This is a genomic window from Hydrogenophaga sp. BPS33 (genome assembly GCF_009859475.1).
In the GTDB taxonomy this organism is placed as follows: domain Bacteria; phylum Pseudomonadota; class Gammaproteobacteria; order Burkholderiales; family Burkholderiaceae_C; genus Hydrogenophaga.
Window position 1 is genome coordinate 1,213,141 of record NZ_CP044549.1, and the last position, 19,095, is coordinate 1,232,235.

A 19,095-nucleotide genomic window follows, 5' to 3' on the forward strand; every position below is an offset into this window, starting at 1 on the left:
ACGGTCGAGCAGCGCCGTGGGCAGGGCGCAGGTCCGCGAAAGTGCCTCAGCGGTTGTCGGTATGCCTGTCAAGTGTGCCGGCACGGGCGATGCCGGTGGTGGTCGTGGTCAAGGTCGTGGCGGTCGTGGTCGTGGTCGTGGTCGTGGTCGTGGTCGTCGTGGGCACGGTCGCCGTCGTAGGGTCTGTCGCGAAGGCTTCGGGAAACCTGAAGGCTGCGGCCAGGGGTGACGGGGGCACGGGCGGGATGGCGTTTTCAACCGCGCCGTGGCTCAAGAGAAGTTCCACGGTATCGTGTCGTTCGCCTGCCCTTGCTGCGCTCATGAGGATGTTGTTGCCCGCTTCGTCCACCACGTTCACGGGCGCACCCAACTCGAGCGCTCGCAGCAGCAGCTCATGGCTTTCAGATTGGATCGCCTTGAGGGCCACGCGATGCAGATCGCTCTGCTGTTCGTTCAAGCGCACACTCGGCAGACACCCATTCGCCAGGAATTCGGCGTGCCTTTGATAGTCGCGCGCGCCATTGCGCTGCAGAAGATGGACGAGGGCGGGGTCTTGCACCGTTACCAGCAATTCGTTGCTGCCCCACTGGTCTACCACGTTCACAGGAGCGCCGGCTTCGATCATCTGTTGGAACGTGTGGCCATCGCCCATCGCGGCGGCCATGACCGCGGTCTTGAAAAGATCCGCGTCCCGGGGGTTCAATTGCACGGCCATCTGAAGAGCGAGCTTTGCGGGCACCGAGGGCCTGCGTGGCACGTGGGGCAAGCTGTAGAGGGGAGGCTCCGCCTTTTGGTCGGCGCTTCGCTCATGCGCTCGATCCCACTCTTCTTCAACGTCTGACCTCATTTGCCCCGAGGTCAGGCTTTTCAAGGCTTCGCCCGGCGTGAACCGTGCTTCCTTGTGCAGCCCGTCCCCGTCCGAGCGCCGGCTGACCTCAGCCAGGCGCACCGCTGTCACCAGCGGCGCTTCCGCCCAGAGATGTTGGAGAACGTGCGCGGCAGGAACGCCGAAAAGGCCGGGAGCGACATCGCGCCCTCCGGCAACGCTTCTCAGCGCTTCCGACAGAAAGCCCTCAACGCGCGGGATGAGCTGACTGTGGGCGTCAGTGACGATCTTGGCTTGTTGGTTTCTCAGCGGCTGGTTGTCCATGACTTCAATGAGCCGCTGGTTCAGTGCTATCAATTCCGGTTGCTGGGCGTTGGCGCGCGCGACCTGCTCCGGCGATGCGCCAGCCGGCATGATGAGCGAGCGGGACTCGCGGTCGGAGTACGAGTGGTCGAATGTGTCGGGAAATCCCACTGCTCGTGGGGGATCGTCGTCGAGGAGAAAAAAATAGTGATAGAGACTGTTGGGTAGCAGGAACCATTGCAGCGTCCGGTTGAGTTCGAGCGCTTCCCGCGCGCGCTCTCTCGAACGGAATGCGAGAAAGCAGTTCCGCAGATCGAAGCCTTTCAGAGAGGTGTCGTGCTGGAGGTCCAGAAAAAGCGTGTCGCTGAAATCCGGGGAAATGGGCAGTCCATGCAAGGCCAGGAACACAAGCTTGGACGGCTCCGACGCCATGGGCTCGTCCACCACCGCCGAAGCGAGCGCTGCGGTGAGGCTCCCGCCTTGTTGCAAGTGCCGGTCGAAATACCGTCCGGCTCTGCCTTGGTAGGGGAAATCGACGCCGAGGTAACCGGCGTCCATGCGCAGATGGGTGAGGGATGGACATGTTCTCGTGTATGCCCTCATCCGGGGCGCCACCGGCAGTCTGGATTCGACGGTATCCGTGCGGATGTGGACCTGGAGATCCAGATGGGTCAGCGACTTGTTCCGGGCCAGAGGCACCAGTACCTTGCGGTTCAGGGTCTCGCCGTTCTCCGTGCTCGCCTTCTGCGTGGCGAAGGCGGTCAGTGTGGGTATTTGGACTGCCATCTCCACGAAAGCAGGAAACGACGGCCCGTTGTCGATGTCCAGTGTATCGGCGCCCTAGTGGTATCCCAAGGTGATGGCCTTCAATTGGGGGCCGCCTTGTGTCGCGTAGTTGCCGACGATGGCATGCATGTCCAGAAGTTCGGAATACCCCAAGTGGAGGTGTTCCAGTGTGGGACAGTGCGCCAGGGCTTTGAGGATGCGCCGATGACCCGTGATCTCGGCCTCGGTGGGGGGACCTATCAGTGGCGCCTGGCTGAGCGCGATGGTGCGCAATGCGCTGACCGGGATCGCACTCACGATCGGTTGGATGGCCGACAGATGGCCCTGCAGATGGAGTTCCGACGCACCGCTGTTCAACAAGGTCGCCACGCAAAGGCAGGTGGCCAGGCCCACCGGGTCCTGAGGATATCGAGGCCGGACGCGAACGCAGTCGACGTTCATCTGGTTCAAAGCCTGGGTCAGCTCCGGGAGGTCCGGTTTCCAATCCGTGGGAAGGCACAGCTCCAATGAGCGCCGATGGGGCGGTGCATCCAGATTTCCGAGGGAGGCCGCTTCCAGCAGGTGGTGGTAGCGATTGAAGGTAGCCACCAACAGCGGGTACTCGTGGGCACCCAGCAGATCGTTGAACACGTCTTTGGCGTCGTCGGGCTCCAACGCGGTCACCGATCCCTCGGCCATGGACGTCCACAGGTTCATCAGATCCTCGTACTCCGGGGCGTTGAGAGCCAGGTCCTTGCGCCGCAGGAAGGGGGTGAGTTCTTGCCGAATCGCCTTTTGCATGGGTGTCTCGCCGCTCTCGGACACGTCCTCCGACTCGCTATCGTCGTTGCGGGCGATTTTGGAATCCGGTTGGGCTTCGAGGGCATAGGGGTTGGGGCGCTTGGGGCCTGAGCCACTGACAGCCATGGGGGGTCTCCTGATGGGCGTGAAGCCCCTGAGTGACCTGGCAGGGAAACCCGTTCCGGTATCGCTTATTTTTACGAAGCACGTGCTTGCTGAAAATAACACCGGCTGCTATCGTGCGCTGCATGAGCTTGGCCAAAACCCCACCTTCTGCGCCAGCGCCGCGCCGCCCGCGGGGGCGTCCGCGCAAGACGGCCGACGAACGCGACGACGGCAACCGCCGCCAGGCGCTGATCGCGGGCGCCGCGCGCCTGTTTCGCCAACAGGGCTTTGCCGCCACCACCACGCGCGACATCGCCGCCGCCGTGGGCATGCGCTCGGGCTCGCCGTTCTACCACTTCGACAGCAAGGAGGCGCTGCTGGGCGCCGTGATGCGTGAAGGCATGCGGGGCGCGCTGCAGCGGCAACAGGCCGCGCTGGGCCTGTTGGCCGAGACGGCTTCGGCGCAGGCGCGTTTGCGTGTCCTGGTGCGCAGCCACTTCGACGTGCTGCTCGGGCCCGACAGCGACTTCATTCCGGTGATGCTGTACGAATGGCGCTCGGTCAGCCCGGCCCAGCGCGGTGAAATCACGCGATTGAAAGACCGCTACGAGGCCGATTGGATGCCCACGCTGCAGGCCCTGTACGCGCAGGGCGTGCTGGGTTGCGATCCGGCGCTGGCGCGGCTGATGGTCTTTGGCGCGCTCAACTGGTCGGCGCAGTGGTACGTACCGCCTTCCGGGCGCAGCGCCAAGGCGCGCGCGCGCGCCTCGCTCGACGAACTCACCACCGCCGCGCTCGGCCTGTTCTTGAAAGAGGATGTGCGATGACGTTTGCCCATGGCCGCCCTGCGGTACCGAAGGTGTTCCGGGATGTTTGAATCCACCTTCCGTCCTCAGAGTCCGCAGGCGCAGGCGCGACGCGGCGCCATGCTCGCGCGCTTGGAACAGTTGCGTGCGCTGGAAGACCGCGCGGCCATGGCATCGGCGAAGTCAAAACCCCAGTTCGACAAGCGCGGCCAACTGCTGCCCCGCGAGCGGGTGGCCTTGTTGCTGGACCCGGGCGCGCGCTTCGTGCCGCTGTGCAGCCTGGCGGGCTATCTGCAGGACACGCCGGACCCCGGGACATCGGTGCCCGGCGGTGGCGTGGTCGCCGGCATGGGCTTCGTGAGCGGCGTGCGCTGCATGGTGGTGGCCAGCGATTCGGGCATCGAAGCCGGCGCGATCCAGGCGCGCGGTCTGGAGAAGATCCTGCGGGTGCAGGAGATCGCCTTGCAGAACCGCTTGCCCTTCGTGCACCTGGTGGAGAGCGCGGGTGCGAACCTCACGAAGTACCAGGTCGAGGGTTTTGTGCAGGGCGGCGCGCTGTTTCGCAACCTGGCGCGCCTGTCGGCGGCGGGCATTCCCGTGGTCACGGTGCAGCACGGCTCGGGCACGGCGGGTGGGGCCTACATGCCGGGCTTGAGCGACATCGTGATCATGGTGCGGGGGCGCTCGCGCGCGTTCCTGGCGGGGCCGCCCTTGTTGTTGGCGGCCACAGGGGAGGTGGCGACGGAAGAGGAATTGGGTGGCGCGGAGATGCACACCTCGGTGTCCGGCCTGGGCGAGTACCTGGCGCAGGACGACCGGGAGGCGCTGGGCTTGGCTCGGCGCTTGTTGGGGACCCTCACCCCAGCCCTCTCCCGCCAGCGGGAGAGGGGGCAAAAGACCTCGCTCGCCGGGGAGCGTGCCTTGCTCCCTCTCCCGCTGGCGGGAGAGGATTGGGGTGAGGGCGTCGCCGCATTCAACCCCCAAGACCTTCTCGCCCTCATGCCGCTGCACCACCGCGAACCGGTGGACATGCGCGAGGTCATCGCCCGCCTCGTCGATGGCTCCGATATGCTCGAGTTCAAGGCGCTCTACGGCGCCGCCACGGTGTGCGTGCAGGCGCGCATCGAAGGCCATGCCGTCGGTATCCTCAGCAACAACGGCCCGATCGACGTGGCCGGCGCGAACAAGGCCACGCACTTCATCCAGTGGATGTGCCAGCTCGGCCACCCCGTCGTCTACCTGCAGAACACCACCGGCTACATGGTCGGCAAGGACAGCGAGCAGGGCGGCATGATCAAGCACGGCAGCAAGATGATCCAGGCCGTCACCAACGCCACGGTGCCGCAGATCACCATCCAGTGCGGGGCTTCCTTTGGGGCCGGCAACTACGGCATGTGCGGACGCGGTTTCGCGCCGCGTTTTCTTTTCAGCTGGCCGCAGGCCACCACGGCGGTCATGGGTGGCGAGCAGGCGGCGCGCACCATGCAGATCGTGGCCGAGGCCGGCATGGCGCGCAAAGGCATCACGCCCGATCCGGCGCAGATGCAGACGCAGTTCGACGAGATCGTCCATAGGTTCGAACGCCAGGCCGATGCGTTTTACACCAGCGGCCTGGTGCTCGACGACGGCGTCATCGACCCGCGCGACACGCGCGCCGTGCTCGCCTTCTGCCTGGACACCTGCGCCGAAGCCAGCGCGCGCGAACCGCGCCCCATGCAGTTTGGCGTGGCGCGCATGTAGCACCCCCACCGTTGCCCAGCGCACCCATCGGAGACCCGGCATGCAACTCACGCACGAACACCGCGAAGTGCAGAAAACGCTCAAGCGCTACATCGACGAGCACATCAACCCGCGGGTGGATGCTTGGGAAGCGGCCGAGATAATGCCCGCACACGAGCTCTTCAAAGGCCTGGGCAAGCTGGGCCTGCTGGGCTTGACCAAACCCGAGGCCCACGGCGGCGCGGGGCTGGACTATTCCTACAGCATGGCCATGGCCGAGACGCTGGGCCACATCCACTGCGGTGGCGTACCCATGGCGATCGGCGTGCAGACCGACATGGCCACGCCCGCGCTCGCGCGCTTCGGCAGCGAAGAACTTCAGCGCGAATTCCTGGCGCCGGCCATCGCGGGCGATGAAGTGGCCTGCATCGGCGTGAGCGAACCCGGCGCGGGCAGCGACGTCTCGGCCATCCAGAGCGTGGCGCGCAAGGATGGCGACGACTACCTCATCTCGGGCCAGAAGATGTGGATCACCAACAGCCTGCAGGCCGACTGGATGTGCATGCTCGTCAACACCAGCGACGGCCCCGCGCACAAGAACAAGAGCCTGGTGGTGGTGCGCATGCGCGACGAGAAGGGTCGGCTCGCCAAGGGCATCGAGGTGGCGCAGAAGATCCGCAAGATCGGCATGCACAGCAGCGACACCGGCCTGATCTACTTCGACGGGGTGCGCGTGCCGCAGCGCAATCGCATCGGCCAGGAGGGCGCGGGATTTCTCTACCAGATGCAGCAGTTCCAGGAAGAGCGCCTGTGGTGCGCGGCGAGCACCTTGGTCGCGCTGAACAATTGCATCGCCTGGACGGTGGAGTGGGCGCAGGAGCGCAAGCTCTTCGGCGCGTCGCTGGCCGACCAGCAATGGGTGCAGTTCAAGCTGGCCGAGCTCAAGACCGAGGTGGAGAGTTTGCGCGCATTGACCTACCAGGCGGTGGAGCACTATGTGGCGGGCGAGGACGTGACCGAGTGGGCGACCATGGCCAAGCTCAAGGCCGGTCGTCTGAACCGCGTGGTGCCCGACACCTGCTTGCAGTTCTGGGGTGGCATGGGATTCACCTGGGAGAACAAGGTCTCGCGCATGTTCCGCGATGGGCGCCTGGCCTCGATCGGGGGCGGGGCGGACGAGGTGATGCTGGGCATCCTGAGCAAGACCATGGGCATTGCGAAGCGGGGCGTGAAGTGAGGGCCGCATGAAAAAACTCCTCATCGCCAACCGAGGCGAGATCGCGCGCCGCATCATCCGCACCGCGCACGCCATGGGCATCGAAACCGTGGCGGTCTATTCGGAGCCCGATGCGCAGGCCCTGCACGTGCGCGAGGCCACCACTGCCTACGCGCTGGGCGGCGCGGCGTCGGCCGATTCCTATCTGCGCATCGACCGTCTGCTCGACGCGGCCGCCGCCACCAACGCCGACGCCGTGCACCCCGGCTACGGTTTCCTGAGCGAGAACGCGGACTTCGCGCAAGCCGTGATCGACGCGGGATTCGCCTGGGTCGGCCCGCCGCCGGCCGCCATCCGCGCGTTGGGCCGCAAGTCGGCCGCCAAGGCGCTGGCGCTCGCGCACGGCGTGCCCTGCCTGCCCGGCTACTTCGGAGACGACCAGCGAGAGGAAACCTTCCTGGCCGAAGCGCAGCGCATCGGCTTTCCTCTGATGGTGAAGGCCGTGGCCGGCGGCGGGGGGCGCGGCATGCGGCTGGTGCACGAGATCGCCGAACTGCCGGCGGCCTTGAGCAGCGCGCGCTCCGAGGCGCTGGCGGGTTTCGGCGATGGCGATCTGCTGATCGAACGCGCGCTGCCGCGGCCCCGCCATGTGGAGGTGCAGGTGTTCGCCGATGCGCACGGCCACTGTGTGCACCTGGGCGAGCGCGACTGCTCGGTACAACGCCGCCACCAGAAGATCGTGGAAGAGTCGCCCAGCCCTGCGGTGTCGCCGGCGCTGCGCGAAGCGCTGGGGCGTTGTGCGGTGCGCCTGGCCCAGGCGGCGGGCTACGTGGGGGCTGGCACGGTGGAGTTTCTGCTGGAGGCACACCCTCTTTCTCACGCTCTTTCGCACGCAGGGGAGGCGGGCGCGGGATCTTTCTTCCTGATGGAGATGAACACCCGCCTGCAGGTCGAACACCCCGTCACCGAAGCGCTCACCGGCCTCGATCTCGTGGAGTGGCAGTTGCGCATCGCGCGCGGCGAAACGCTGCCGCTGCAGCAGGACCAGATCTGCTTCAGCGGCCACGCCCTGGAGGTGCGCCTGTGCGCCGAAGACGCGCATTTCACACCTCACACCGGACGTGTGCGGCACTTCGCCGCACCCGCACCGCAGCCGGGTCTGCGCTTCGACCATGCGCTGGAGACCGGGTGCGCCATCACCCCGCACTACGACGCCCTGCTCGGCAAGCTCATCGCCCACGCGCCCACCCGCGCCGAGGCCATCGAACGGCTCGCGCATGCGCTCGACCAGACGGTGTTGCTCGGTCTGCCGAGCAACCGCGCCTTCCTGGCCGCCTGCCTGCGCAACCCGGTGTTTCACGAAGGCGGCGCGCTCATTGCCTTCCTGGCCGAAGAAGGCGAGGCGATCCGCGCCACGCTGCAGCCGCCGCCGGACGCGGTGTTGGCGGGCGTGCTGGCCGCCGTGTTCCATGCACAGGGTCCCGCCGTGGCGCTGCCATGCCCGTTTGCCCGCCCGCTGCGCTGGCAGCATGGCGAGCAGGTGATGGACATCGCGGTGCTCGAACAAGGGCAGGGCCTGTTGCGTGTCGTGCAGGGCGAGCGCCAGCTGCAAGCCCTCGTGGCACCGGGATGCGTGACGATCGATGGCGTCACCTGGCCCGTGAGGGCGGCGAGTCTGGGCGCGGACCTGTGGCAGGTGCAAGCGGGAGCGCACACGGTCGAACTGCGCGACCTGGCCCATGCGCCGCCCGCGGGCGCTGGTGGCGACGGCGGCGCGCTCGAGTTGCGTGCCCCCTTCAATGGCAAGCTCATGGCAGTCCATGCCCAACCGGGGCAGGCCATCGCGCGCGGCGCGCCGTTGCTGGTCATCGAATCCATGAAGCTCGAACACACGTTGAGCGCGCCGCGCGCCGCGGTGGTGGCGAACGTTCTTGTGATGGCAGGCCAGCAAGTCGCGCCTGGGCAATTGCTGGTCACCTATGTGTCTTGAGACGAAACACCCCCTGCGCGCCATTGGCGCTCTCCCTTGCAATGAAAACCATGAGCAAACACGCTGAACCTCAGACCCCGATCGAATTCGAACCCGCGTTCGTGGCCGCCGTGCAGGACTTGTTCGACGAGAAGATCGTCTTCAACAAACTGATGGGCGTGCGGCTCACCGAGGTCAGGGCCGACGGCGTTCGTGCGCACCTGGCCATGAAGCCCGAACTGGTGGGGAACTACCTGCACCACCGCTTGCACGGCGGCGTGGTGAGTGCCTGCCTCGACGCTTTGGCTGGCATGGCCTGCATGGCGGCGAGTGCGGCCCGCCACATGGACGAGCCGCCCCTGCAGCGGCTGCACCGCTTCAGCAAGCTCGGCACCATCGACCTGCGCATCGACTACTTGCGGCCTTGCGTGGGCGAGCATTTCGACCTGCGTGCCGAGGTGCTGCGCCTGGGCTCGCGCGTGGCGACCACGCGCATGGAGTTTCTGGGGGCGGATGGGAAGCTGCTGTGCGTGGGCGCGGGGGCTTATATCGTGTCGTAGCGCCGGGCTGGCTCAGGTGAGAGCGGATCAAGGCTTGAGCGTGTCCAAGTACGCGGCAATGTCGATCATGTCGCTTTGCTGCAGGTTGGCCAACGGTGCTTTCATCAGGGCTGCGCTGGGCCCTGCTCGCACACCCGTTTGCAGCTCATACAACTGTCGAAAAATGTAGGTCGACCAGCGCTTGCCCCCTTCGGATGCTGCCCGGCGGCACATAGGCCGTGAACGTGACCCGGGGGTCGCGGTTCTCGAAGCGCTCGAGATCGTTGTTCAGCTCGATGATCCGTTGACCGATGGGTTCGCGAGCCGGCGGTTTTACCGGTGCAAGAAACCAGTTGTAGACATATGTCTTGGGCACGGTCTTGCTCTCGACCACCTGGATGTTCTGCCTGGGTTTCAACGCCGAAAAATAGGCTGCAACGGCTTTTGCTTCTTCTTCGGAAAGGGCCTTGGCCGTTGCGATCATCAGGGTCTGTGGCTTTCGGTAGGGCACGGCGGTGGACCGCGCGCCGCTTTTGTAGTCGGCCAGCTGCTGAAGAATGTACGGCGCCGACAAACCCGCCAGGCTCGAGTTTTCGGGCCCGCCGGTGCCCTCTGCACGGTGGCAGTAGCCACAGGCGCTCACGTTTTGCGGGCGGCCTCTGGCGACCACGGCGGGCATGGGCGGATGGGCATCGGGATGCCAATCGGGGGCGAGAAAACGATCCCTCACCTCTGACAAGGTGTGTCTCACGCGGCTATCGGGGACGTGGCGCACGGCGCCGTCGTCTGGCGTCAGTTTGAACCCGGGTGGATTCATGGGGTAGGCCCACGAAGGGGGACCTTCACGGGCCATTGCGCTGGGCAAGCCGGTCCAGCAGGCCAACGTGGACATCAGGACCAGAATGGCTCGTTTGCCCATGCCGTGCGCTCCTCAGCTCTTTCGGTGGGTTGAATCTTTGGGCTATGGAACCGTTGCGCGCACCCGTTCGCCCGGCTGTGCTGCACGCAGCCACTGGGTGGTTGAAAGGGGTGTCTGGTTCAATGAGCCGCATGCCGAATGCTGCTCCACAGATCGGCTCGGTCTACCTCAGACGCGGGGACTTCCGCAGCCCCGGCCTGACCCACCGCCACGCCAGCCCCACCAGCGCAGCGAACACGGTGTAGGCGGCCAGAAATACCCACCAGGGCGCGTCCCAGTACAGCAGCTGAGAGAGCCAGTGTTCGACAAAGCTCTCGCCGTAGCTGGCCTGGCCGGCGATGCGGCGAAGCTTTTGTTCCCACACCGTGAGCGGGCACAGCTGCCCCAGCCAGGCCTGGGCCGCGATGAACACCATCAGGCCCAGATGGGCCAGCCGCAGACCGAAGTGGCGCACCCAGCGCCAACCCAGCGCACCACCCACGAGCACCAGCGGCAGCAGGCCGACCACGAAGACGACGATGGCCAGGTGCAGCGTGAGCAGTGCGTCGGCGAAAAGGCCCGCGAGGCCGGCGCTCAACGGACGGCCCGCCGCGTGGCCCGCTTCAGCGCATGTACTCCGAAATCACCTTCCACCGGCCATCTGTGATCTGGGACAGCCGCGAGGCGTTGCTGCCCAGGCGCTTGGTGGGGCTGAAGGTCATTTCGGCGGAGCCGAAGATGTCGGGCGGAATCTTCATCGTGTCCATGGCCTTGATGAAGCTCTCGGTGGTGAGGTTGTTGCCCGCGGCGCTGGCCGCGCGTGCGAAGGCATCGATGGAGCCGTAGCCATACACCGAGAACACGGTGGGGTCTTCGTTGAACTTGGTCTTGTACTTGTTGGCCCAGAAGCGCAGCGGCTGAGAGGCTTCGTCCAGGTAGGGGTGCTGCACCGTCATGGCGGCATAGAAGCCGTTCATGGCGGGGCCGCCCAGCTTGTGGATGAGGTCGGTGTAGGCGCCGGCCGATCCGATGAACACCGGGTTGAAGTTCAAACGCTTGGCGGTCGCGATGCCGCCGATGGTCTCCCGGATCAAGGTGCCCATCACCACCATGTCGCATTGCTCCGACGCAAGCTTCTGCATCTGCGACGCGAAGTCGGTGGCGCCGCGCTTGTAGGTGGTCTCCACCGCCAGGGGCATTCCGATTGCCTTGAGCCCGTCTTCCGCGCCCCGCTTGACTTCGAGGCCGAACTCGTCGTCCTGGTACAGGGTGCAGACCTTCTTGGATCCCTTTTCCTTGACCAGGCGCGGCACCATGATTTTCATCATGTCGTAGTAGGGTGCGGCAAACGAGTACTTGAGCTTGTGGAAGGGCTCGTACATCTCGCGCGCGGCTGTGATGGGATAGAAGTTGAGCACGTTCTTGCTGAACTGCACCGGCATGGCGGCCATGTTCTGCGCCGTGCCGATATGGCCGACCATGGCGAAGATCTTGTCCTGGTTCACCAGCTTCTGTGCGGCCAGCACGGCATTGCGCGGGTCGTACTTGGCGTCTTCCACCAGCAGCTTGATCTTGCGGCCGTTGATGCCACCTTGTTCGTTGATCTCGTCCACGCGCAGCTGCATGCCCATGCGCACCTGCTTGCCAAACGCCGCGATGGGTCCCGACAGATCCTGGATCGAGCCGACCACGATCTCGTTCTTGCTCACGCCTTGGGTTTGCGCCAGCACCGAGGCGGCACCCAGGGCGAACGCGGCGGCTGCGGTGAGTTTCAATCCGGGTTTCATGGTGTCTCCTGGTGGGTGGATCGGTGTTGAAAACAGAACCTGTTCAGTGGCGGTACATGGCCTCGATCTGGGGGGCGTACTTGGTCTGCACCAGCTTGCGCTTGAGCTTCATGGTGGGGGTGAGTTCTTCGTCTTCGGCGCTCAGCTGGGTGTCGAGCAGGAAGAACCGCTTGATCTGCTCGACGCGGGCGAACTTCTTGTTCACGCGGTCGACCTCGGCCTGGATGAGGGCCTGCACCTCGGGCGCGCGGGTGAGGCTGGCGTAGTTGGAAAACGGCACGTCGTGGTCCTGCGCATGTTTTTCCACATTCTCCTGGTCGATCATGATGATGACGGTGAGATAGGGGCGCTGGTCACCGATCACCACCGCGTCGGTCACATAGGGCGAGAACTTCAGTTCGTTCTCCAACTCGCTGGGCGTGATGTTCTTGCCCCCCGCAGTGATGATGATGTCTTTCATGCGGTCGGTGATGCGGAAAAACCCTTCCTCGTCCACCGTGCCCACGTCGCCGGTGTGCAGCCAGCCCTGCGCGTCCAGGGTCTCGGCGGTTTTCTCGGGCAGGTTGAGGTACCCCATGAACACGTTCGGACCGCGCACCAGGATCTCGCCGGTCTGCGGGTCGATCCGCACCTCGTTGTAGTTCGCGGCCGGCCCGATGCTGCCGGGCTTGATGCGTTCGGGCGGAACGCCGGTGGCCGCGCCGCAGGTTTCGGTCATGCCCCAGACCTCGAGCATGGGCACACCCAGCGCGAGGTACCAGCGCACCAGGTCGGGCGAGATGGGCGCGGCGCCGGTGACGAGGTAGCGCGCGCGGTGGATGCCGATGAGTTTGCGCACGTTGTCCAGGGCCAGCAAGCGCGCCACGGTGAAGCGTATGCGCAGAAAGGCGGGAACGGGCTGGCCCGCCAGCACCCGATCGGCCACCTGCCGTCCCACGCCGATGGCCCAGGCATAGGCCGCCTGCTGGGCGGCACCGGCCTCCTTGAGGGCGATCATCACGCCGGAATAGAACTTCTCCCACACGCGTGGCACGGCGGTGAACACCGTGGGCGCGATCTCGCGCACGTTCTCCGGCACGGTCTCGGGGTTCTCCACGAAATTCAGGCGTGCGCCGGTGTAGAGCGAGAAGTACTCGCCGCCCAGGCGTTCGGCGATGTGGCACAGCGGCAGGAAGCACATGCACTCGTCGTTCTGGTCGCGCGAGATCAGCGTGTTGTAGCCGCGCACGGTATGGACCAGGCCCCGGTGGCTGTGCATGGCGCCCTTGGGACGGCCGGTGGTGCCCGAGGTGTAGACCAGGATCGCCAGCGCCTGCGGGTCCACCGCCGCCACGCGCTGTGCCAGCAGGTCCGGGTGCTGCCGCAGATGCTCGCGGCCCACTTCGCGCAACGCGCTCAGGCCGATCACCTGTGCATCGTCCAGATCGCGCAGGCCGTCCATGTCGAAGACCACGATCTTCTTGAGCAAGGGCAGTTGCGCGCGCACGTCCAGCGCCTTGTCGAGCTGCTCATCGTCCTCGACGAACAGCACCGAGGTGCCCGAGTCGGCGCACAGGTACTGCACCTGTTCGGCCGCATCGGTCGGGTAGATACCGTTGGACACCCCGCCCGCGCTGAGGACCGCGAGATCGCAGAGCACCCATTCAATGGTCGTGTTGGAGAGGATGGATGCCGTGTCGCCTGGCGCGAAGCCCAGGGCCATCAAGCCGTGGGCGATTTCGCGCACCGCTTCGCCGGTCTGGCCCCAGGTCCAGGCGCGCCAGAGACCGAGCTCCTTCTGGCGCATCCACACCTGTGCTTCGCGCTCCCGCACCCCGTTCCAGAACAGCGCGGGAATGGTCTCGCCGGGCAGAACCACATCGGTGCGTGGCTGGATGCGGGAGAGATCCCAGAGGTTGCTCATGCCTTATCTCCAGTTCTTCTTTTTCTTCCAGCGCCGCTCACCGCGCGCGCCGGTTTCCTTCATGCCGAGGTAGAACTCCTTGATGTCGTCTTTCTCGCGCAGATGGGCGCAGGTGTCTTCCATGACGATGCGGCCGTTCTCCAGCACGTAGCCGTAGTCGGAGGCATTGAGCGCCATGTTGGCGTTCTGCTCCACCAGCAGGATGGTGGTGCCGCGCTCGCGGTTGATGCGCACCACGATCTCGAAGATCTCCTTGGTGAGCTTCGGTGAAAGGCCCAGGCTGGGTTCGTCGAGCAGGACCAGATCGGGGCTGGCCATGAGCGCGCGGCTGATGGCCAGCATCTGCTGCTGTCCGCCGGAGAGCAGGCCCGCATCCTGATCGGCGCGCTCGCGCAGGATGGGAAAGTAGCCATACACGGCTTCCATGTCGCGCGCCACACCGTCGCGGTCCTTGCGTGTGTAGGCGCCCATCTGCAGGTTGTCGCGCACCGAGAGCAGCGGAAAGACTTCGCGGCCCTCGGGCACATGGCTCAGGCCCTGCTGCACGATCAGCGCGGGGTCCTGCGCGGTGATGTTCTCGCCCTTGAACTCGATCGAGCCCTTGCGCGGATCGATGATGCCGCTGATGGTCTTGAGGATGGTCGTCTTGCCCGCACCGTTGGAGCCGAGCACGGTGGCGATTTCGCCGCGGCGCACCTGCAGGCTCACGCCGCGGATGGCCTTGATCGGGCCGTAGGCGCTCTCGACATTGAGCAGCTTGAGCACCGGTTCGTCGGTGGTCGCCACGCTCATGTCAGCACCTTCGCGCTGGGACTTTCGCGGCGCAGGTTCGACGCATCGTCCATCGATCCCAGGTAGGCCTCGATCACGCCCGGGTCGCGCTGCACCTCGGCCGGCGTGCCCGAAGCCAGCTCGGCCCCCATGCTCATGGCCAGCACGCGGTCGGACACCTTGGAGACCAGGCTCATGTCGTGCTCCACCATCAACACCGTGATGCCCAGTTCCTCCTTGATGTCGGTGATCCAGAAGGCCATGTCCTCCGTCTCCTCCACGTTCAGGCCCGACGAGGGCTCGTCGAGCAGCAGCAGGCGCGGTTCGGTGCAGAGGGCGCGGGCGAGTTCCACCACTTTGCGAACGCCGTAGGGCAGGCCGGCCACCATCGACTCGCGGTGGTGTTGCAGATCCAGCAGGTCGATCACCTGTTCGACCTTTTCGCGCGCTTCGATCTCGGCGGCGCGCGTCTTGCCGGTGAAGAAGATCTCGCCCCAAAGCCCGGTGCGCCGGTGCGTGTGGCGCCCGATGAGCAGGTTCTGCAGCACCGTGGCGTGTTCGAACAGCTCGATGTTCTGGAAGGTGCGGGCGATGCCGAGGCGGGCGATCTGGTGCGGTGCCTGCTGGGTCAGGCGCAGCATGCCGTCGGGCCCCAGGTAGTCGATGTTGCCGCTGGTGGGGGTGTAGATGCGGCTGATCAGGTTGAACACCGTGGTCTTGCCCGCGCCGTTGGGCCCGATGAGCGTGAACACCTCGCCGCGCTTCACATCGAAGCTCACGTTGTTGACAGCGACCACGCCGCCAAAGCGCACGCTGAGGTTGCGGGCCGAGAGCAAGATGTCCTGGTTCATCTCAGTCTTTCGGATCTTTGAAATGACTTCTGCCGCTTGAACGTGCCCTTGCGGTAGAACGGGAACAGCTGGAACCAGGTGCGCACCTTCAGCCAGCGTCCGTACAAGCCCATGGGCTCGAACAGCACGAAGGCGATCAGCACGATGCCGTAGACCGTGCCCTGCAGGCCGGTGGCCTGTCCGATCGCATCGGGCAGATAGTCCTTGCCCAGCGCGATGAGCTGGGGCATGACGATGAGGAAGATCGCGCCGAGGAAAGCACCGTGGATCGAGCCCAGCCCACCGATGACGACCATGAGCAGCAGGTCGATCGACTGGAGGATGCCGAACTGCTCGGGCGAGAGGAATTGGATCTTGTGCGCGTAGAGCGCGCCGCCGATGCCGGCGAGCGCGGCCGAGAGCGCGAAGCTCAATGTCTTGTAGCGCGCGAGGTGGATGCCCATGCTCTGGGCGGAAATCTCCGAATCGCGGATGGCGACGAAGGCGCGGCCGGTGAACGAGCGCATGAGGTTGACCACGCCGAGCGTGGCCAGCACGGTGATGACCAGGCACAGCAGGTAAAAGTGTTCGGTGGAAATCAGCTCCCAGCCGAGGAGCTTGGGCGCATTGACCATCAGACCCTTGTTGCCGCCGGTCATGGATTCCCAGCGGGCGATCACCTCTTCCACGATGAAACCGAAGGCCAGCGTGGCCATGCCGAGGTAGATGCCTTTGACCCGCAATGCCGGCAGGCCCACGACCATGCCCACGGCGGCCGAGAGCAGGCCGGCGCACAGCAGGGCGAGCGGAAACGGCACGCCGGCGTTCACCATGATGGCTTGCGTGTACGCGCCCACGCCCAGAAAGGCTGCGTGGCCGAGCGAGAACAGGCCGGTGAAGCCCGCCAGCAGCATCAGGCCCAGGCCGACCACGGCGTAGATCAGCACGAAGGTGAGTTGTGCGAGCCAGTACTCTGGAAGGGTCCAGGGCGCGAGCAGGAGAAACAGCACCAGCAAGCTGTACCAGAGCACATGTCCGCCGTGTTTGGCGAGGCGGATGTCCTGGTCGTAGTTGGTCTTGAAAAGGAATCGCATTTTGTTTGTTCAGTCGGGGTCAGAGCACATCACTTCGCGAGTGGTCTGACCCCCAGTCATCTGACCCCCAGTCATCACACTTTCTTTCGCAACTTCTCGCCGAACAGACCGTTGGGTTTGAGCACCAGCATGACCAGCACCACCACATACGGCGCGATGTCCTTGAAGCCTTCGGCCATGTAGAACCCGGCCAGCTGTTCGACGATGCCGATGATCAGACCGCCCACGATGGCGCCGGGCAGGCTGCTGAAGCCGCCTACCACCGCCGCCGGGAACGCCTTGAGGCCGATGAAACCCATGTTGGCGTGTACGAAAGTGAAGGGCGCGAGCAGCAGCCCGGCAATGGCGGCCACGCCCGCGGCCAGGCCCCACACCAGGCCGTTGAGCCGCTTGACCGGAATGCCCATGTAGTAGGCCGCGAGCTGGTTTTGCGACGCGGCTTGCATGGCGATGCCGAGCTTGCTGAAGCGGAACATCGCGAAGAGAGCGCCGCACAGGATGGCGGTGGAGCCGATCACCACGATCTGCTCGGCCGAGACCACCAGCGTGCCCATGCGCAGCAACTGATTGGCATAGGGCACGGGCAGGGTGTGCGTGTCGGTGCCGATGTTGGGCAGCATGGTGATGAGGCCGCGCAGCGTGTAGCCCACGCCGATGGTGAGCATCACGATGGAGAAGGCCGGTTGCCCGAGGATGGGGCGGATCACCACGCGTTCCAGCGCAACGCCGAACAGGCCCATGCCCAGAATGGCCGCCGGCACCGACAGCCAGAAAGGAAAACCCAGCATGGTCATGGTGGCCAGGCCGAAGAAGGCCCCCACCATCATCAAGTCGCCCTGAGCGAAGCTCACGGTTTCCGTGGCCTTGTAGATCAGCACGAAACCCAGCGCGATCAGCCCATAGATGCAGCCTTGGGCCACGCCGCTGATCAACAGCTGCAGCAGTTGCACGCAGGTCTCCTAGAGTTCTTGTGCTTCGTGCGGCCGGGGTGCGCTGCGCTGCGTCGGCGTTGTGCAGGCGTTCCAGACGGTGTTCGCAAGTTATAGCCGTCTCGGGTGCTCTCGCTGCTAGGGGTTGTCCCGATCTCCGGCGGTTCCGGTGCAGAACCTGCGGAGGATGGGTGTGTCGCGCGGGTTCGCCGCCACGCTGCCTTGCGTCAGTTCAGGGTGATGTTCAGCGCGTACACCGCACCCGCTCGGCTGCGGCCGTTGTCGCTCTGGTCGCCGTTGACGCCCGTGGCGGCGCTTTCTTCGTGAGGCGCCCCCACGGCAAGCGTGAGGCCATCGCTGGGCAAGGCCACGCTGAAGCCAAACGAATCGCCAACGTCGGGGTTGCTGGCTTTCAGATAGGCCCGTTGCGCCCAGTGGTCGCCACTGCTTCGCGAAAAGAGATACACCGCGCCAGATTCGCCGAACGCGTTGTCGTTCTGGTCCCCGTTGACACCCCGTGCGCTGCTGGCTTCCCAGCGTGCCCCTACCGCCAACAGATCACCGTGGAGGGAGAGCGCCATGCTGTAGCCGAATTGATCGCCGTCACCGGCATTGCTGGCTTTCAGATAGGCCGCCTGTGTCCAGTGATCGGCCGCATCGCGCGTGAAGACATAGGCGGCGCCCGCATCCAGGAGCGAATCGTCTGCCGGGTTCGTGCCATTGCCCTGTTCTCGATGCGCGCCCACAGCCAGGGTCTTGCCATCGCCGGACAGGGCCAGGCTGTGGCCGAACTGGTCGTCCCGTCCGGCATTGCTGGCCTTCAAGTAGGCGATCTCGGTCCAACGGTCCAATGCGTCTCGGGAAAACACATACGCAGCGCCAGCGCCGGTGAGCGAATCGTCGTCAGGGCCTGCAATGCCATCGCTCGCCTCGTTGATCGCGCCCACGGCCAGGGTGTCGCCGTCGTTCGACAGCGCCAGGCTGATCCCGAAAAAGTCGCCCAAGCCCACGTTGCTGGCCTTGATGAACGCCGACTGTGTCCAGCTGTGCGCCACGTTGTTGCGTGAAAAAACATAGACCGCGCCGGCCTCATCCACATCGCCGTTTGCGGGATCCAAGCCATTGCTGTCTTCGTTCTGAGAACCCACAGCCAGCCTGTCGCCATTGCCTGAGAGGGCCACGCTGATGCCGAACGCGTCGGCCACATTGGCGTTCTCGGCTTTGAGGTAGGCCTGTTGCGTCCAACTGCCCGCACTGCGCTGGAAAACGTAAGCAGCCCCGGCCGCGCCGGCCGAGTTGTCGCTTTCGCCACCCCCGAGAGACAGGGCCATGCTGTCTTCGCCGATGGCGCCCACGGCCAAGGTGTCACCGGTGGCCGAGAGCGCCACGCTGGAGCCGAATTCGTCACCGTCATCGCGATTGCTGGCCTTCAAATAGTCCTGCAGCTTCCAGGTGTTGCCGTCTCGAATGAACACATAGACCGCACCTGAGTTGGGAAGGGATTCGTTGGCGGGATCGCTGCCGTCGCTGGAATCCGTGCGCGCGCCAATCGCCAAGGTCTCGCCATTTGCCGACAGCGCCACGCTGTGGCCGAGCATGACCGGGTTGGGGCTCGACGATTTGATGTAGTTCAGTGCAACGGTGATGTCGGGCGAATCCGGCATCGAGCCGATGGTGGGCAAGCCGTCGGTGTTGACCGACAGGTCAGAGCCTCCACAGCCAGGGAGTGCCACGGCGGTGAGCAGCACGGCGGCCATCACCAGACAGAACTTTTGAAGGGATGACGGCATGGTGCAGGTGGGGTTGAATAGGATGGCGGGCATGGGGTTTCGCT

17 protein-coding genes are annotated in these 19,095 nt (G+C 65.2%); 5 read left to right on the forward strand and 12 right to left on the reverse strand.

Annotated features, from left to right (window positions below; all coding sequences use genetic code 11):
• Positions 1 to 46 precede the first annotated feature (46 nt).
• Both F9K07_RS05755 and F9K07_RS05760 read right to left on the reverse strand, forming a co-directional pair.
• Positions 47 to 1,921: an ankyrin repeat domain-containing protein gene (locus F9K07_RS05755; protein ID WP_159590251.1), complete on the reverse strand. Its 1,875-nt coding sequence runs from the start codon at positions 1,919 to 1,921 to the stop codon at positions 47 to 49.
• A gap of 48 nt (positions 1,922 to 1,969) precedes the next feature.
• A complete protein-coding gene (locus F9K07_RS05760) occupies positions 1,970 to 2,821 on the reverse strand; it encodes a hypothetical protein (protein WP_159590253.1) in 852 nt (283 codons plus the stop codon).
• A 122-nt stretch (positions 2,822 to 2,943) separates the two neighbouring features.
• On the opposite strand from F9K07_RS05760, the gene F9K07_RS05765 reads away from it, so the two are divergent.
• The 5 genes from F9K07_RS05765 to F9K07_RS05785 are packed head-to-tail and all read left to right on the forward strand — an operon-like array spanning position 2,944 to position 9,070.
• Positions 2,944 to 3,627: a TetR/AcrR family transcriptional regulator gene (locus tag F9K07_RS05765; RefSeq protein WP_159590255.1), complete on the forward strand. Its 684-nt coding sequence runs from the start codon at positions 2,944 to 2,946 to the stop codon at positions 3,625 to 3,627.
• A 42-nt stretch (positions 3,628 to 3,669) separates the two neighbouring features.
• Positions 3,670 to 5,346: an acyl-CoA carboxylase subunit beta gene (locus F9K07_RS05770; RefSeq protein WP_159590257.1), complete on the forward strand. Its 1,677-nt coding sequence runs from the start codon at positions 3,670 to 3,672 to the stop codon at positions 5,344 to 5,346.
• 40 nt (positions 5,347 to 5,386) lie between these two features.
• Entirely contained in the window at positions 5,387 to 6,562 is a 1,176-nt protein-coding gene (locus F9K07_RS05775; RefSeq protein WP_159590259.1) for an acyl-CoA dehydrogenase family protein, read from the forward strand.
• A 7-nt stretch (positions 6,563 to 6,569) separates the two neighbouring features.
• Entirely contained in the window at positions 6,570 to 8,531 is a 1,962-nt protein-coding gene (locus F9K07_RS05780) for an acetyl/propionyl/methylcrotonyl-CoA carboxylase subunit alpha (protein WP_159590261.1), read from the forward strand.
• Positions 8,532 to 8,581: 50 nt separating this feature from the next.
• The gene (locus F9K07_RS05785; RefSeq protein ID WP_159590263.1) at positions 8,582 to 9,070 is read left to right on the forward strand and encodes a thioesterase family protein; all 489 of its coding nucleotides are present in this window, start codon (positions 8,582 to 8,584) and stop codon (positions 9,068 to 9,070) included.
• 27 nt (positions 9,071 to 9,097) lie between these two features.
• Here F9K07_RS05785 and F9K07_RS32045 read toward each other — a convergent pair whose 3' ends face one another.
• The 10 genes from F9K07_RS32045 to F9K07_RS05830 all read right to left on the reverse strand — a co-directional run bounded on the left by F9K07_RS32045 (position 9,098) and on the right by F9K07_RS05830 (position 19,084).
• Positions 9,098 to 9,223, reverse strand: a complete 126-nt coding sequence (locus F9K07_RS32045) for a hypothetical protein (protein WP_268894743.1) — start codon at positions 9,221 to 9,223, stop codon at positions 9,098 to 9,100.
• Positions 9,216 to 9,968: a c-type cytochrome gene (locus tag F9K07_RS05790; protein ID WP_201451518.1), complete on the reverse strand. Its 753-nt coding sequence runs from the start codon at positions 9,966 to 9,968 to the stop codon at positions 9,216 to 9,218. Before F9K07_RS05790 ends, F9K07_RS32045 begins: the two co-directional genes overlap by 8 nt.
• A gap of 163 nt (positions 9,969 to 10,131) precedes the next feature.
• Positions 10,132 to 10,545 (reverse strand): DUF2784 domain-containing protein, encoded by a 414-nt coding sequence (locus F9K07_RS05795; RefSeq protein WP_159590265.1) that lies wholly within the window; start codon positions 10,543 to 10,545, stop codon positions 10,132 to 10,134.
• A 25-nt stretch (positions 10,546 to 10,570) separates the two neighbouring features.
• Entirely contained in the window at positions 10,571 to 11,734 is a 1,164-nt protein-coding gene (locus tag F9K07_RS05800; protein WP_159590267.1) for an ABC transporter substrate-binding protein, read from the reverse strand.
• 43 nt (positions 11,735 to 11,777) lie between these two features.
• The gene (locus F9K07_RS05805; RefSeq protein WP_159590269.1) at positions 11,778 to 13,637 is read right to left on the reverse strand and encodes an AMP-dependent synthetase/ligase; all 1,860 of its coding nucleotides are present in this window, start codon (positions 13,635 to 13,637) and stop codon (positions 11,778 to 11,780) included.
• A gap of 3 nt (positions 13,638 to 13,640) precedes the next feature.
• On the reverse strand, positions 13,641 to 14,429 hold the full coding sequence (locus tag F9K07_RS05810) for an ABC transporter ATP-binding protein (protein ID WP_159590271.1): 789 nt from the start codon (positions 14,427 to 14,429) through the stop codon (positions 13,641 to 13,643).
• Positions 14,426 to 15,259, reverse strand: a complete 834-nt coding sequence (locus F9K07_RS05815; RefSeq protein WP_159590273.1) for an ABC transporter ATP-binding protein — start codon at positions 15,257 to 15,259, stop codon at positions 14,426 to 14,428. The genes F9K07_RS05810 and F9K07_RS05815 overlap by 4 nt, the downstream gene beginning before the upstream one ends.
• Positions 15,256 to 16,332 carry a branched-chain amino acid ABC transporter permease gene (locus F9K07_RS05820; RefSeq protein WP_159590275.1) on the reverse strand — a complete coding sequence of 359 codons (1,077 nt, stop codon included), beginning with the start codon at positions 16,330 to 16,332 and terminating at the stop codon, positions 15,256 to 15,258. Before F9K07_RS05820 ends, F9K07_RS05815 begins: the two co-directional genes overlap by 4 nt.
• Before the next feature lie 74 nt (positions 16,333 to 16,406).
• Positions 16,407 to 17,282 (reverse strand): branched-chain amino acid ABC transporter permease, encoded by an 876-nt coding sequence (locus tag F9K07_RS05825; protein WP_159590277.1) that lies wholly within the window; start codon positions 17,280 to 17,282, stop codon positions 16,407 to 16,409.
• Positions 17,283 to 17,488: 206 nt separating this feature from the next.
• Positions 17,489 to 19,084 carry an FG-GAP repeat protein gene (locus F9K07_RS05830; protein ID WP_159590279.1) on the reverse strand — a complete coding sequence of 532 codons (1,596 nt, stop codon included), beginning with the start codon at positions 19,082 to 19,084 and terminating at the stop codon, positions 17,489 to 17,491.
• Positions 19,085 to 19,095 lie beyond the last annotated feature (11 nt).

Bases quoted from the DNA above. Each gene is read 5' to 3' on its own strand.
- F9K07_RS05815 (WP_159590273.1), bottom strand. From the start codon at position 15,259: ATGAACCAGGACATCTTGCTCTCGGCCCGCAACCTCAGCGTGCGCTTT.
- F9K07_RS05820 (WP_159590275.1), bottom strand. From the start codon at position 16,332: ATGCGATTCCTTTTCAAGACCAACTACGACCAGGACATCCGCCTCGCC.
- F9K07_RS05780 (WP_159590261.1), top strand. From the start codon at position 6,570: ATGAAAAAACTCCTCATCGCCAACCGAGGCGAGATCGCGCGCCGCATC.
- F9K07_RS05805 (WP_159590269.1), bottom strand. From the start codon at position 13,637: ATGAGCAACCTCTGGGATCTCTCCCGCATCCAGCCACGCACCGATGTG.
- F9K07_RS05810 (WP_159590271.1), bottom strand. From the start codon at position 14,429: ATGAGCGTGGCGACCACCGACGAACCGGTGCTCAAGCTGCTCAATGTC.
- F9K07_RS05790 (WP_201451518.1), bottom strand. From the start codon at position 9,968: ATGGGCAAACGAGCCATTCTGGTCCTGATGTCCACGTTGGCCTGCTGG.
- F9K07_RS05760 (WP_159590253.1), bottom strand. From the start codon at position 2,821: ATGGCTGTCAGTGGCTCAGGCCCCAAGCGCCCCAACCCCTATGCCCTC.
- F9K07_RS05800 (WP_159590267.1), bottom strand. From the start codon at position 11,734: ATGAAACCCGGATTGAAACTCACCGCAGCCGCCGCGTTCGCCCTGGGT.
- F9K07_RS05830 (WP_159590279.1), bottom strand. From the start codon at position 19,084: ATGCCCGCCATCCTATTCAACCCCACCTGCACCATGCCGTCATCCCTT.
- F9K07_RS05785 (WP_159590263.1), top strand. From the start codon at position 8,582: ATGAGCAAACACGCTGAACCTCAGACCCCGATCGAATTCGAACCCGCG.
- F9K07_RS05770 (WP_159590257.1), top strand. From the start codon at position 3,670: ATGTTTGAATCCACCTTCCGTCCTCAGAGTCCGCAGGCGCAGGCGCGA.
- F9K07_RS05765 (WP_159590255.1), top strand. From the start codon at position 2,944: ATGAGCTTGGCCAAAACCCCACCTTCTGCGCCAGCGCCGCGCCGCCCG.
- F9K07_RS05775 (WP_159590259.1), top strand. From the start codon at position 5,387: ATGCAACTCACGCACGAACACCGCGAAGTGCAGAAAACGCTCAAGCGC.